Origin of the sequence: Flavobacterium pygoscelis (genome assembly GCF_023162025.1) — a bacterium.
GTDB lineage: Bacteria > Bacteroidota > Bacteroidia > Flavobacteriales > Flavobacteriaceae > Flavobacterium > Flavobacterium pygoscelis.
On record NZ_JALNUB010000001.1, the window covers coordinates 226761 to 244490 of the forward strand.

Consider the following 17730-nt stretch of genomic DNA (forward strand, 5'->3'; position numbering starts at 1 on the left):
GAATACAATCATCAGTTTTGGTAAATCTATCTGTACAACGTAAAGTGACCCACAAATTCTCTATCGTCTTTTTTATCATTCAATTTTAGAATGTACCAGTAATCTCCTGATGGAAGCTCTTCTCCGTTGTATTTTCCCTCCCATTCTTGTCCTACACGATATGTTCCTATTTTACGACCGTATCTGTCAAAGATAGAGAAAACTAAGTCTTTATAGTTTACAGTACATCCAGGAGCCCAAGTATCATTTATATTATCTCCGTTTGGAGTAAAATTATTTGGAATACAAACGTCGATGTACGTAAAGTATCTAGTAGCCGTTGCAGTACAACCATTTGCATCTGTAACGGTAACGGTATAATCTCCTGATTTGTAAATTATAAAACTAGAAGTACTACCGTAGTTCTCGCCGTTGAAAGTATAAGTGTAGTTTCCTCCACCACCTGTTGCAACAGCAACGATCTCATTTAGGCCACCATCATTTAACACTAATGTCAACGGATTTACTTGAATCACTTCAAAATTTACGGTTGGTTGTTCGCAACCATTTAAATTTCTTGCTATTACGGTATGGAAACCAGGAGCCACATTAGTAAATATACTAGAGCTTTGGAAAGTTCCGCCGTCTATAGCGTAATCTACTTCAGAAGGATCTGTGATACTATCATCAATAGTTATTGTAACCGTATTAGCAGCAGCATTGTTTACACAATCGTATTGTACAACTGCTTTTGGATTCATCGTTACTGATTCTTTTAATGGTGCGGTTACAGTTGTAGTACAACCATTAGCGTCACGAATGTAAACCGTATGATCTCCACCAGCTAATCCGTTAAAGTCAAAGAACGTTTGCGTAAGTGATCCTGTGGTGTAAGTTCCGTTTCTATTGTCTAAACTCACACTGTAAGGAAGTGTTCCTCCTTCTATGTCAATACTAAATGCACCATCTTTATCACCAGCACAGAACTCTTCGTTGATAGATCCAGCTACTATGTCGCTAAGTAATTCTAAAGGTTCTTTAATTTCAAAATCATAAACTTCAAAACATCCATTGGCATCTTGAATTACTACTTGATAAACATCTGGAACCAAATTTTCAAACACACCTGTATCAAAGAATTGATCCATACGCGGAGAAATAGCATACTTGATTTGACCAGTTCCTCCAGAAGCAATTATTTCTATTCTTCCGTTTTTAGCTCCATTACAAGTGATGTTACTCACTTTAGGAGTATAAGATAATGAAGTTGCTGGCTCTTTAATTTCAACAATTTGTGAAGTTGAACTACAATCTCCGCTCACTACAATTACTTGATAGAAACCAGCGAGTAAGTTATCAAAACGACCTGGAGTAGTTTGCACAGCTGTTGGAATAGCATTTCCTGCTCCATCTAAAAGTGTATAAACATAGTTTCCTAATCCTCCGCTAGCATTTGCAACAATTACACCTGTTGCACTTCCTTTACAACTTACCATTGCGTTAAGAACATCTAGATTTGGTAATAAAGGTTCTAAATTATCAATTTTAATATCATTAGAAGCAAAACTAATACAACCGTTAGCATCTTTAACATAATAGTTATAATTGCCTACTATTACTGGGAAAGTAATAGAAGATCCTGTCATATTAATACTCGTTGCAAAATTTGGATCTGTACTATAAGTATAAGGTGCTTTACCGCCTACTACACTCAAAGTAAGAGTCGCATCTGTTTGACAAGTAATTCCTGTAGCTTTTACTAAACTTGCAACTACTTTAGTAGGCTCGCTTATTACAATAGGAGTTGTTGAAACCGTAGAACAGTTCCAAGTATCCGACACTTGAACTTGATAACTACCTACGCCTAAATTGGTGAAAATATTATCCAATTGTGGACCGTTGCTCGTAACACTACCATCAGTGAAAGTAGTAATCAAAGTATATAAATAACTTCCTGATCCACCTGTTGGTGTACTTACTGTAATCGTTGCAGTAGTATCGCCAAAACAACTTAATGGTGTTGCACTTGCCGCTGCTGTAAAAGTAATTGGTGTTGGATCTGATAATTGAACATTTATAGTATCTACACAACCTTTACTATCTTTTACGTTGATGGTATAAGTTCCTGCTGTTAAATTTAAGAAGTCACTTACTGTACTATAGTTTACGTTGAGTGCAGGATTTGTAGCGATTAATTCGAATTCATAATCAGCCGGCCATCCACCTGTAGCAGTAACAGAAATTGTTCCATCATTGTTACCTGCAATACAAGTAATTTCAGTATGCGTTTCTGCAATAGTCAATTTTGCATTTGGTTGACTAATGGTAAAGTTTGTACTTGCCGTACAGAAAGGAGTATTTACTAAAGTGGCATCAATTGAATAGGCACCCGCTTTTAGAGATGGTATTGTAACTGTTACTCCTGTTGATCTTGTCAAAGAAACAACTGTATTTCCTGCAGCATCTTTAACAATATAATCAAAGATACCTGCTTGATCTAAATCAGTAGCATTAATTACTGTATCTATAAAAGTAACTTGTGCACTTCCGTTAGTATCACCAAAACAAATTGCGTCTACTACTGAATCTAGTTTTAACTCAAAAGTATTTGGATTATTAACATAATGAACCGTCTCGATAGTACATAATGTTGTACCATTGGTAGCCGTAATTCTGTAGTTACCAATTAACAATCCAGTAAAAATACCAGTATTGTTAGTTTGGGTAACAGCAGTCTTCGTTTCAGTTATCACGTAAGTAATTCCTAAAATAGGATTGTTAGCAGCATCTACAGCAGTTACTGTAATATCTTCATCATTGGTACAAGTAGCAAAGTTGTTCACTACTACATTTATTTTGTCTAAAGGAGTAAACGTGTCAATTACTATTGGCACTATTGTACTACCTGAACAACCTTTATCATCCGATACAGTGACAACATAAGTACCACCTGCAAAATTAGATTCTATATAAGAAGTGCTTGCACCTCTTTGAACACTAACACCATTTTTGATAAAATTATAAATAGTGTATGTTCCAGAACCGCCTGCTACTCCTGCTACTGTAATGGTAGCAAAGTTAGCACCATTTTTTCCTGCGGTACAACCAAACTGAACTACTGTTGGAGCAGGAACTGTAATAATACCTGGTTCTGTAACATCAATAGTCGCATTAGCTGGACAACCTCTTCCTGAAACAACCGTTACAGAATAACCAATACCTGCTGGTAAGCCACTAAATATATTTGAACTTTGTGGTACACCACCATTCAAACTATACATATACACTGGGTTATCATTAACACCAGCTGCTGGAGTAGCCATTGTAGCAGTAATTGTACCATCGGTACCTCCTTTACAAGTAACTGGCGTCATTGTTAAACCGAAACCAGTCACAATAGTAGCAGCACTCAAATTAAGCGTTACCGTATCGGTACAACCAGTATTGGTGTCAGTAACCAAAATAGTATGAACACCTGAAGCTAAACCAGGGAAAGTAGCAGTTGCACCAGCAACAGCAAGACCTCCGTCTATTTGATAACTGTAATTTCCAGAACCACCAGTTGCTGAAGCAGTAATGCTTCCGTCATTAATTGTACAACTTGGTAAAGCTGTAATTTGAGCATCAATAGCAATCGGTTTTAAAATGGTAACTGCTGCAGGGAATGTAACTTCACAACCAAATTTATCTTTTACAATAAGATTGTAAATTCCTGGAGCATTTACAATAAATACTTTACTTGTTTGGAAACCTGTTCCTATGCTGTAAGTATATGGTCCCATTCCTGTTGGGCCATCTGTTACCGTAATAGTATACTCTCCAGTTACAGTAGGACAATATGTTGCAGTAGCAGTAAATCCTGCTGGCAACGGATCCATAGCAATTGTAACTAACAATGGTGCAGAAATACAACCATGAGCATCTTTAGCATAGAAATCCCATGTGTTACTTATCGCTGGATCAAGTGAAGCTGAATCAGAATTACTGAAAATAGCGCTACCCAAACCTGCACCTGAAATAACATAAGCATACGTATAATCAGGAGTTCCACCAGCGCCTAATACTTGCACTAAAGCGTTGCTTTTACAATTAGCATTTACATTCGATACTTCAGAAATTGTAACAATCGAAGGCTGTCCAACTGTAACACTTGCCGTTTTATCACATAGTGTAATGTTATCATGTACTGTAATTTCATAAACTCCAAAACCTAATCCAGGTACTGAAATTGAAGGAAGTGTAATGTTAGAAACAATAGCTATAAATGCTGCACCATCTTTCGTAATTGTATAATTATAATTACCAGAGAATTTAGAAACATCAAAAGTAACTGCACCATCATCACCAGTATTACAAGTCATGTCTGTAATTAATTGACCTAAAACTTCAATATTAACAACAGCATCCACTTTATGTAATTCTTGGTAAGAACATCCATTAGCATCTGTCACTTGGAAAGTATAATCTCCAGGGGTTAGACCTGCAAAAACATTGCCTGTTTGTGTAACAGTCCCTGGCACCGAAGGTAAAATTGTGTATGTTAAAACTCCTACTCCATTAGTTGCAGTAAGTGTTACAGTTGCAGTCTGTGCTGGACAAGTTGGTGCTACTGTAAGAGCGAAAGCTAAATCAGTAGGTTTGTTTAACGGGTTTACAACAATATCTTGTGGAGCTGTTGTACAACCATTAGCATCTTTTACAGAATACTTAATTGTTTGAATTGCTCCATTATCATTTACTGTAAATGTATTTGATGTATCATAAGTAACACCATTATCAAAACTGTAGTAATAACCTGTACCCGTTCCTGTTGGCGTACCGTCTTGACCTACAACAGTAATAATTGTTTCCACACTACAAGTAGTATTAATTGAAGGGGTTGCAGTAGCAGTTAATTGAATAGGCTCAGTAATTGTTATATTTTGAGTAGCAGAAACACAACCTTTAGCATCCGTCACTTGTACCGTATAAACACCTGCAGCTAAACCAGTATAAATTCCAGAAATGTCTCCAGTCGTATTAGCAGCACCTACAGTGATTTTATAAGTATAAGGAACAAGTCCGCCAGCTGCAATTACTGTAAAACTTCCATTATTACCACCCGTACAACTTACGTTAATTTGAGAATAAGTAAATGTTGGTGTTGCTGGAGTTGTAACTACTACATCATTAGTAGTAACAGAACAACTAGCTCCGTTGCTATCTGTAATAACAAAATGATATGTACCAGCCACTAATGTAGTTGCTGTGAAACTTGTTCCTACTACTGGAGTTAATCCTCCTACGGTAGCAGCACCCAAATACATTTGATATGAATAAGGGGCAACTCCATCTTGAATATCCACTTTAATTGTGGCATCAATAGGCGCAGCACAATACAGATCTTTCGTCAACGTAGCTGTAGCTAGTAATTGTTTTTCAATTATAAAATCTACGAAAGCTTCACAACCGTGATCGTCTTTAATACCCAATTTATAAGTACCCGCACCATTAAATGTTGCAATAGCACTTGCAATAGGGAAACCGTTTATAGTATAAGATTTATTTCCGTTGTAAGTAGTGGTTACAATACTTAAATCTGTTGTTAAAGGACTTCCTGTAAAACATTTTCCTGCTGGTACTGTAATTGTTGGTGCTGCATCTCTTATTACTGTTGTAATAACTTTTACAGAAACGCAACCATTAGCATCTTGTACATACACATCCCAAACTAAATCAGTCAAATTAGTTTCAACTGAAATTACCGGATTAGTATCAAATACGGTTGGTGCAGGATTTCCAGCTTTTACAGCTGCATAAGTATAAACTCCTGTTCCTCCCGTTACTCCACTAACCGTAATTTGCGAAACGGTTTGTGTACAGAACACGTTTGATGGTGTTGCTGTGAAAGTAATCGCTAGAGGTTCAACTAGTGTAACAGAACTTGCATTTTGACATCCTGTTGTAACATCTGTAACTGTAACTGTATACGTTCCTGCAGAAAGACCAGTTAAGCTTATAACATCTCCTGTTGCTGTTTGTACATAAGGTAGTGCTGCTGGAACACTTGTTACTACAATGCTATAATTACCAGTTGCACTAAATCCTGTAACAGTATATTTAGCTGAACCATTACCATTGTTACCGTTTGAACCATTACAAGAAATGTTTGTATCAATGGCTCCTAGTACAACAATAGGTGTAACATCATTTACTTTATAAATTTCCTGATAGGTACAACCATTATCATCAGTCACTTGGAAAGTATAGTCTCCAGGAGCTAACCCAGGGAAACTACCAGTTGCGTTTGAAGTACCTGACGTAATATTTTGATATGTGTATGGACCAACACCATTTACTATGTTAGTAATAGTAACGGTACTAGTTGTATTTGCAATTGGCGCACAATACACTGGAGTACCAGCAATATCCATCTCTGTAGGAGGATTCAAAGTATTAACTGTTTTTGAATCACTCGCTACACATTTATTTGCATCTCTTACGTAACCTGTAACAGTTTCTGGAGAGAAAGTTTCGTAAGTGTTTTTATTAGAATAATTAATTCCATCAAAACTGTATTCATAAGTTCCTGTACCACCAGCACCTGTAACAGTTACAATCGCTTGTTGCGGATTGTTTCCTGAATCACAAGTTAATTTGGTGGTTACGGTAGTTGTAGCTACAATTGCAACAGCCGGAGCAACTACAACTGTACTATCATCTGTAAAACAACCTCTTCCTGAATTTACTCTTACGGTATAAGTATCTGCAAGTAAGCCATTAAATACATTTGATGACTGAGCTGCACGAGTTATTGGTGCAATTATTTCATATGTATAAGCTGGATTATCATTAATTCCAGGTCCTAAAGTAACTGTAATACTACCATTTGCATTACCCACACATAAAGCAGGAGTAGTTGCAGTTGTAAAAGTTACTGGTGTTGGCACGCTTAAAGTAACAATAGCAGTTGTACTACAATTAGTAGGTGTAGCCGTATCGGTCATCGTTACCGTATACGTTCCTGCTGGTAAGCCTGAAATCATGTTTCCAGTAATCGTTCCTGCAACTGGACTAATAGTATACGAGTAAACTCCTGTACCTCCAGTTCCTGACATCGTAATAACACCATCATTATTAAGACATGTTGACAATGCTGTGATTGCTGGAGTGGCTACTAGCGGTTTATCGATAGTAAGAGTTTGTGTTACTGAACAACCATTAGAGTCAGTCACAGTAACTGATTGTAGTCCTGAATTTAATCCTGAAACTACAAAAGGGAAAGCAGCTACATTTTGAGCAGCGCTTCCGTTAACAACTATCGTGTATGGCGCAATTCCTGCTGTAGTCAAAGCAACATTTAGTTCAAACGTCCCTTCTACAACACAATTATCAGTAACGGTTAGGTCAATTAATGGTGTAGGATCTTTAACTAAAGGAACCATTGCACTTGGTTGAATACAACCATAGGCATCTTTTGCATGCACATAATAATTACCGGCAGCCAAATTAAATGTACTTGTCGCAGCCCATAAAGGATCTGTCGCCAATGGCGCAGTTGCAGAAGTGGTAACCATATATAAATAAGGTGCCGTTCCGTCTTTCGCTAGTGCATTTATTATTCCTAAATTATTACAATTTTCATTTTTAATAACAGAAGCTGTTAAGGTAAGAGCAACTGCAGATTCGGTAATGTTGAAATTTACAGAAGCTACACTACAGCCAGCATGAGTTGCACCCGCTGCTTCAGTAACTAAAACAAAATAATTACCAAATGGTAGAACTCCAAATTTAGTTACAACTAAAGAACCTGTCGCTGGAATTGTTGCAGAAACAGCAGCACCAACTGGAGTTACTGATAGTGCATTATAAATTTGATATTTTACAGGAGTTGGAACTCCATAACTTTGATTCATTGTGAAAGTCACACTTCCATCAGCAGCACCTTTACAAGTAATATTATTAGCAACTAATGGCGCAACAGTTATAGTAGAATTTGTAGGAATAGCAATTGCTGCTGTTTCAAAATAATAACATCCAGTTGCGTTATCATGAACAATAAAAGTATAAGTTACACCTGGTAACAAATTAGGAATAGTGGTTTTTTTACTACCTGTAGCATCTTCATTGTACCAAGGCAAAGTCGTTGGAGAAGTGTAAAGCAATCCAGGCGAATAAACAGCGAAATGATAAGGCCCAACACCCGTTGGACTTGTTGGTGAGGTACCAACTGCGATTAAAGCGGACCCTAAAGCGGAACAATCCGCTGGAGGTGCTGTAACAGTTATGTCTAAAGCATCTGGTGGAGAAGCAATTACAATATTATTTTCAAAAGCGGTACAACCATTCGCATCTGTAATGATTATTTGGTATAATCCAAAATCAACAACGTCAAAAACAGCTATCGCTCCTGTCTGATTCGTGAATTTAACATCATAACCATTTACGCCTGTCACATGATATGTATAGTTTGGAGTGCCTCCAGTTACTGAATTTATTGTTATCGAACCCAATGAAACTCCTGTCGTAGAAATACAAGTAATTGGTGTCACCGCTTTTGTAAAAGTGATTTTAGCAGGCTCAGTTATAGTAATACTTGCAGGAACTGTATTTATACACCCTTTACTATCTCTTACAGTAATATTATAAGTACCTGCTGTAAGTCCTGTAAAAATATTTGAAGATTGGTATGCACCACCATTAATACTATATTCAAAAGGACCTACTCCTTGAGTTGCATCAATAGTAACAGTAATAATACCTGTATCGTCACCATTACATTTGACCTTTTGTGTTTCTGCTACTAAAGTAACTAGAGGATACACAATTGGTTTTACAGTTATTACATTAGTCTCTTTAGTACAAGCTGGTACATTAGAATCAGTAATTTGAAATTGATACGTATCTGCAGTAGTTGCGGTATATGTAAATGTAGTACCTGCAAAAGGTACAAGAGCACCATAAGCACCCGCTCCAATTTTTACTTGATAAGAAAATGGTCCTTTACCACCAAGAACAGTAACAGCAATAGTTCCGTCTGCAGATGCTGTACAGTCTAATTCTTTTGTCAAAATAGCCGTAGCAGTCAATACTTCATTAACGGTAACTGTAGATATTCCAGTACAACCATTCGCGTCAGTTACTGTAACGGTATACGTTCCTGGAGCAACTGTAAACGTGTCTGCTGGACTAGGAGAAACACCTGTATTTATGCTATAAATATAAGGAGCAACACCGCCAGCGCCAACAGCTACAATCTGGAAAGTACTTCCAGTAGCTGTACACTGACCCACTACAGAAGTAGTAACAGTAGGTTTTGGATCTAACACGATAGTAACATCTATAGGCGCAGCAGTAGTACATCCATTAGCATCTTGTACCCAAACATCCCATTGTGTATTAACCGTTGGATCTAAATTGGCGATATTCGAAATAACATAATCAGATGCAACTGGTGGAACACCATTTTGCACAAAAGCATATTTATAATTAGGTGTACCTCCTGTTGCAGTAATAGTGACTACCGCATAAGGCGTTTTACAATTCGCATTGACATTACCAGTTAGACTAGCTGTTAAAGCAGCAGTTGGCTGGGTAATAGTTATTGATGTAGTCGCTGTACAAAGCGTAGTTTCATCAGTAAAAACAACTGAATAAACACCTTGAGCTAAGCCAGACAATGTAAATGTAGTAGCAGTTTGACCTACAGCAGTTGCTACACCATTTAAAGTATAACTATAAGTAGTAAAACCACTAACGTTATAACTGATCGAACCTGTTGCATCTCCAAAACATTTTACATCTGCTAACTTCGTAGCTGTAGCTACAATTGGAGCAACTGGAGCAATTTTTTTGGCTTCTTGTTTAGAGCAACCATTTACATCGGTTACTTCAAAAACATAATCACCTGGTAATAAACCTGTAAATATTCCAGTTGCAGCACCAGTAGTATTGATGGTAGTTCCTGAAACAATAATGTAAGTAAATGGTGCTACCCCATTAACAGTTGTCAAAGTAATGTTTGTTGTTGTAGCATTACACGTAATTGGAGTAAGACCTGAGAAGGTAATTCCAGTTGGTGGATTTAATTTTTTAACAACGATGTTTTGAGAAACGGTAAGACAACCATTAGCATCTTTTACTTGGTATGCTACAGTTTGATCTGAAGTTCCATTGTCATTTACTACATACGTATTGGTAGTTGTAAACGCACCTCCATTAAAGCTATAGGTATATCCTGGCGTTCCATTTGAAGCGGTCACTGTTACCGTAGTTGCAGTACTACAAGTCGTAGTAGCTGGCGCAGCTGCTGTAGCTGATAATGCAATCAATGGCTCAGAAATAGTAACTGGAGTAGATACGGAAGTACAACCTAATGCATCTTTAATCATTATGTTGTAAGTACCTGCAATTAAATTTGCAAAAATATTAGAGACAACGTAAGTAGTTCCTCCATCTTTACTATATGTAAAAGGTGCTTTACCAGAAGTAGCCGTAACCGTAATACTTCCTGTGTTATCTCCTTTACATTTTACATCGACTTTAGTAGTAGTAAGTGTTAAAACAGTCGCTTTAGTTACAACAATAATATCTGTAGAAACTGCTTGACATGCTGGTGTAGCAGAATCAGTCACTCTAAAAGTATACGTTCCTGCTATTGCAGTTACGTAAGGACTTGTAGTTGGCGAATAAGCACCTCCGTTGAATGAAACTGCATACGTATATGCGCCAGTTCCTCCATTTGCTGCAAAATTAATAGTTGTATCTGCAGTACAAGTAACATCAACTACTGGTGTAGCTGTTATTGTTAATTGTGTAGCAATTACATAAGGAATATAAGCAGTACAACCAAAACCATCTTTAATAGTTAACGTATAACTTCCTGGTGATAAAGTAAAAGTTGGGCTTGCTTGAAAGTTGATACCATCTTTACTGTAGGTTTGAGTTCCAGTTGCAGTACCTGTGATAGTAACTGTGATAGGAGTTCCTGCATAACAAGGAGGTGTCTGTGGATCGATAGTTGGTACAGCTTCTGAACCAATAACGATGCTTTTCTTCTCAATACAACCATTAATGTCTTTTACATATACATCAATAGTATTGGTTAGAACTGCTGTATCTACAGTAGTTACTGTTGAATAAGCTCCAGCAGCTGGTGCTGCAGCTCCTCCCACTACATAAGCATAAGTATAACCAGGAGTCCCTCCAGATAAAGTTAGGAAGCTAATGGTTGAAATTTTATTATTACAACTAATCTTAGTTGCACCTAATGTAAATGTTATTTGACTTGGTGCAGCAATTGTTACCGAAGCTGTATTAGAAATACAACCCGTTGTTATATCTGTAACCGTAAGTGTATAAGTGTTAGCAGGCAATCCTGTTACAGTTACTACATTTCCTGTTTTAGTAACCGTCCCTGAAACTGGACTTAAAGTATAATTATAATTACCTGAGCTACTTGCTCCTGTAACTGTAAAAGTTGCTGTTCCATCAGTAGTCCCAAAACATTTTATATCCGTTTTTGCTCCTGCTACTGCAATTGTAGGTACAGCATCAATAGTTTTAGACGCTTGTTTAGTACAACCGTTAGCATCTTTAACTTCAAAAACATAATTTCCTGCTGTCAAGCCTGAAAATGTTCCCGTTGAAGATGTTCCAACTAGTGCTGGGCCCGAAATTACAGTATAAGTAAACGGTGCAATTCCTGCAACTGATGTTAAAGTAATACTAGTTGTTGTAAAACCAACTTTACAACTTATCGCTGCTGGTGTTGAAAAAGTAATATCCGTTGGTGGATTATACGCTGGAATGTCAATTGTTTTATTATTAATACAACCCTTAGAATCTTTTACCGAATAAGTAATAGTCTGAGCTGAAGTTGTATTAGTAAAAGTCTTAGTTATTGCGTTTGAATACGTTGCACTTCCGTCAAAATTATAAGTATAAGAACCTGATCCTCCAGAACCTGAAAGTGTAATAACCGTAGTCGTACTACACGTTGTATTAGCTACAAAACTAGCTGCCGCCACAACAGGAGTTGGGTTGTTTAGAGTAATCGTATAAACTGGAGAAAGACACCCTTTACTATCTTTTACTTGATAGGTGTAATCCTTAGTGTTTACAGCACCTACGAAAGCATTTAAACCTGGATTAATATCAGGTGCGGTAAATGACCCTCCATTAAAACTATAAGTAAATCCTCCTGAACCACCTGCACCAGTTATCGTTATTTGACCATCTGTACCATTATTACAGCTTGGATCGGTACCAACTGCAGTAGCGGTTGGGTTCGTTATGGGATCGATAGTCGCAGTTGTAGTTGTGCTACAACCGTTTGCATCGAGAATTTTAAATTGATACGTACTTGCAACGGCTGTTGTATAGGTAAAAGTAGTTGCTGTAGGGTATGCAATTGTTCCTGGTCCAGTTCCCGAAAGTACAGTTACAGTAAAAGGAGCTTTTCCTCCTGTCATTGTACCTGTGATAATTGCCGCAGATGAAGCAGAACAGTCTAATGCTTTTGTTGCAGTGGTAACCGCTTTTAATTCGGGAGCTATTTCGATATTAGCAATAGTAGATGTGCAATTATTGCTATCCGTTACTAAAATAGAATGTGTTCCTGGAACAACATCAGAAAAAATATTCGAAGTTTGTCCTGCTTGCCCATCTAGGCTATAAGAAAATGGAGCAGCTCCTCCTGTTACATTCACTACAAACTTAACTTTATTTACAGTATCATAACACAAATCGGAGCTAGCATCTAAAGTAGCAGTTAAAGTTGGTGGTGCCGTAACAATTACAGAAACACCCGCAGTTGTAGCTACACATAAATTGGCATCTCGTATAAATATAGTATAAGTAGCAGAAGTTAGATTTGTAAATACTGCACTAGTACTGAATGGTTTGATTACATTAATTCCATCAGCAGCACGCAGTTCATATTGATAAGCTGGTGTTCCTCCTCCCCCTACAGCGGTAATTGTAGCTCCTGTAGTACAAGTAGCTGTTTTAGTTACACTTGCAGTAAGTGTAACAGCTGTTGGTGTTTTAATGGTTTGCGGTAAGGTGAATAAACATGGGCTTGCCGTTAAATCATATTGAACACGTACACTATGAGAACCTGCAGATAAATTTGAAATTACTAATGGAGAAGTTGCTTGTAATACAAAAGCAGCTCCATCCAATGAATAATAAAAACCAGCTGGTGCAAAATTTTGAGCTACAATAGTAATTTCACCATTATTAGCTCCTGCACACGTTAAATCTTTAAAACCAGTAACCGAAGCGGTGAACGCTTTATTACTATCAACAGTAATAGGAAAGTCTTTTTGAGTAATACACGATTTTGGTAATTGATATACTTTTATATCATCAATAAGGGCATCGTTTCCATCATATCTAACGCTACCTGAACGGATTTTAAAAGTTAGGCTTGTATTATTTCCAGGGTTTAAAGATAAGGATTTTAAATTCCAAATTTGATTATTTGGTATATCACCAGTAGCTTGTGAAGCCACCACTACTCCTCCAGGAGTAACCAATTCTATTATAAAATCGGGTATCGCTGCAGTAAAGGAAGAAAGAATTAAGTTAGCAAGATATAAGTCAACTTTCACATCTTGATTTGGAATTACATCAACAATAGGTTTACTGTATAAAACGCCATAAGGCCCAGCTGCAGATCCTATATTAACCGCTAAAAAACGTCCATTTGCAACGGTGCCGTTTGAAGTATGGTCTTTAAAAGGAAACCAAGCAGGATTGTTTGGAACCAAACCTCTTGTTACTACATATTGATTATCTTCAAGGGTTAAAGCACTATTTGGACAAGTGGATGGAACGATATCTAAATTATGGAAACAATATGCAGAAGCTATACCAGAAGTAGTAGTGTTTGCACCAATTCCAAAATCCTCATTCAATAAATTACTGTAGGTAGGAACGGACACTAATTTATACTTCACACTTACCGTACGATTTCCAGTAGGAACATTTGTAAAAACATTTGCAGGTACATTAGTATTAAGTACTCCATCTAAATAGTATTCATAACTATAATTTGCATTTGCAGGATTAGTAACTTTAACCGTAGTTGTAGCACTTCCGTTGCAGCTAAAAGTTGGAGGATTTACTGCTATTGTAGGATCTGTTGGTTTAGGGTCTAAGATAATTCCTGGTATAGTAAAAGTACATCCTGATGCATCCCTAATTACCAAAATGTAGTTCCCTGGCATTACATACTTTTCTTTTGAAGTTTGCCAAGTTGCTCCACCATCAAAACTATATTCATAATAATTTGGAGCAGGAAAAGGATTTCCTCCTTGCGCATTGGTAATACGAAGAAGTCCTTCACCGCCAGCTCCGCAACCAGCTAATTCTCCTACTCCTCCAGAAGCTGTAACGGCAGAGGCAGGTCCTGTAAAAGTAATTACAGGCTCAGTGATGGTACAAACCGATCCACTAAGCGTATATTGTAAAACAGGAGTATAGGTACCAGCTGCTAGATTAGAAAAAACAGGACCGCTTTGAAAATTTAACCCATTGTCTATGCTATAACTTAAAGTATACCCATTTGCATTAGTTACATTAAAAGTTATGCTTCCTTTATCACCATAACATTTGATGCTTGAGGGAACTACCGTATAAACCGGAGGAGGAATGGCTTTTACTGTAAATGTTGCAGTAGCCGTACAACCATTATAATCAATTATTTGAACATCATATTTACCTGCTGTTGAAACTATAATTTCTGGAATATACTGACCAGAAGTAGAACCATTAACATAAAATGAATATGGAGCAGTACCACCAACCACATTAACCTGTATCTCACCTTCTATACAAGTTAAAGCTTTTGTTTGAATGATAGTAGCACTTAAAACAGCTGGTTCTTTTATTTCAATATTACCAGTTTTTAAACATTTATCATCGGTTCGTACCTCATAAGTATAAAAACCCGTATTTAAATTTTCGAAAATAAAATCAGCTTGTGCAATCGGACCAACACTATTAATAATTGTTGCTCCTTGTGAAAGTTTATAATAATAACCTGGTCGAACGTCATTTGCAGCTAATTTAATAGATCCCTTTTGACCATTACAAGCAGGTTGTGTTACAAACTCAGACACTGAAAACTGTCTTGCTAAAATATCAATACTAGGAACTTCAAAAAGACAAGGATTTGTAATAGCGCCTTTTTGTTTAATGTAAACCGTATAAGTTCCTACTGTAGATATAGAAAAGATATTACTATCTTGAAATGGTCCTGTAGGAATTAAACTGTATTCATAACCAGCTGGCACTCCACTTACAACAATTTCACCCTTTGTATCACAAATTATATCTCTAGAGACGGCTTTAGGATTTAATTCATTTTTATAAACATTAAAATAATAACGATTGAAACAACCATTTCTATAATTAATTACCAATCTGAATTGACCTGAATTATTTGCAGTATAATTTGGCCCAGTAGCTACTTTATCCCAAACACAAGAAGCATTTTCATTGGCACAATCATCAATACCTATTGGAGGACAACTACCTTCCCTTAATTTTTGCCATTCAATAGAGAGAGCATCCGTTATACCAGTCTGTATTAATTTTGATGCATTAAGACCACATAAAAATATTTTTGGTAAATCTTTATTGTTATTTGAACATTTTACGACTTGATCGGCAAAGGGAGTAACAGGATTATCTGTCACAGAACCTACTGGCGTAACCGTAACTACTTGATCTATAGATAAACAAGGTGCAACTGCTGTATTACGCACATAATAAGTACCAATTTGAGTAACTGTAATGGATTGTGAAGTTCCAATAACAGGCATACCGGTTGGACTTTTAGACCATGAATAAGAATTATATCCATTTGCAGCAGTCAAAATTACATCTGCTCCACATAGTTCATAAGTTTTTGTATACTTACAATTATCAACTCCAACCAAAAAATTTGTAGGTGCTGGTGTACCTAAATAACAAGCTCCAAAAGTGGCCAAACTTTTTTGGTCATCCACTTTAATTTTACTTTCAATACCACTATAAGTTGCATAAGCTTGATTTTGTATTTTGTCCGAACAAGCATCACTTAGATCATTACAATTAGGAACAACTCGTACCTTAAATTTAATTACATATCTAGGATCCCCTTTTTCAACCAAGTTTTTTGGAACCGTGAACATAATTGTTCTTGTTATAGGATCGTAATTTGGAATTATACCAGATCCATTAGGAACTATAATACTTGCAGGGTCAAAAGTAATATTAATTGGCAATATATCTTTTATAGTGAAATTCTCTGCACTATCGTTTCCTACATTTTGAAAACCAATGTTATAATATAATTCTTGACCTAATGTAACATTAGTATTACCTATATTTTTTGGAGGACTTGCATTATCAAAAACTTCTTTAGTTAATATTATTCTTGGCTCAATAATATCTAAAGCAATAGCATTAAAATAATAGAAATAAACATCCTGATTACTCCTTAATCCTATAGTTGCTTTAGTATCATTATTCTTTATAATCGCATTACCATTGTTGTTAATTTCGAGAATTCCGGCATCGTAACCTAAAGTATTTGAACTATTGGGGTTTCGATCTAAAAAATTTTCTGTTATTTTAGTTATTGGATCAATGTAAGTAACAGAACTATTGAAAAAGTTATCCGAACTTCTAATTGCGTTCTTAGCTCCATTCACTGCCGTTATAACAGAATTGTTAATCATTAAATAATCACCCTTAATGCTTTGATCACCCTCTAAAGCTGAAAAAGCAAATTTTACTTTAACTGGCCCAGTTGGTATTGTTCTAAAACCTGATACAGGAATATCTAGATTTACTGTAGAACTTATTGCACTAAAACCATCAAATGAAGTAATTGATTTTGCTGGCAGTTTAGGATCTTCATAAACAATAAATAATGACCAACCTGCTGATAAACCAGTACCACCAGAATTTGCATTTGCAGGTCTATTTGTTCCTTGTTTAGTAGATACATTTGCTAATGTATAAGTCCCTTGGGGATTAGGATTACCAACTCCAGTTACTAAATTTGTTACATCAGCATAACATGCATATGGAAAGCTGGTTCCTACTACATTATTGCCAGAATCATGAATTACTGTACCAACAATATCATTATAGCCTCCAGTAGGCATTTTAAACTTAACATTTTTTATCTCTGTTGATCCTTTAGTCACAGCACCCCAATACAATCCTGCATAGACTATTTTATAACAAGGATCACTTGGAGAATTTGGATTAGGTATAACTAAATTAGCACTACTGGAATTAAAAACATCCTTTGTTTTTCCATTATCAATATTGATGTATTCCATTTCATAGTCGGAATTCAGATCATTACCATTATAGGCATCATTTGGTCTTTTTTTATTACCATCATTCCTATTAAGAATACTATTACCAATTAATAACATATCACCTTTTATATCCTTATTATATCTAGGAGTAAAAGGCACATAGTTTTGCGAATAGGAAAGAAAACTTTGTAAAAAAATAATAGTAAACAAACTTATTTTAAAAAAAGTAGTTTTATGCATGGTATTTATTGTATTAAAGATTTGGGAGGATTTGGGAGCCCAAAACTTGGTTTTTTTCAATCAAAATAATTTGATTGTGGTTGTACTTAAACTTTTTTTTGTTCTAACAAAAGTTAGATTTTTTTTCACTTTTAATTTAATAAAAATGTATATATAAAATTCTAGAATTGATTTTTACAACAATTCTAGAACTATTGTATTGTAT

The 17730-nt window shown here is 36.1% G+C and carries 1 protein-coding gene; it reads right to left on the minus strand.

The genetic code is table 11. The annotated features are described in order from the left end of the window. Positions 1 to 26: 26 nt before the first annotated feature. Positions 27 to 17525, minus strand: coding sequence for a T9SS type B sorting domain-containing protein (locus MW871_RS01005; protein WP_248427261.1), 17499 nt, complete (start codon positions 17523 to 17525; stop codon positions 27 to 29). Positions 17526 to 17730: the final 205 nt, after the last annotated feature.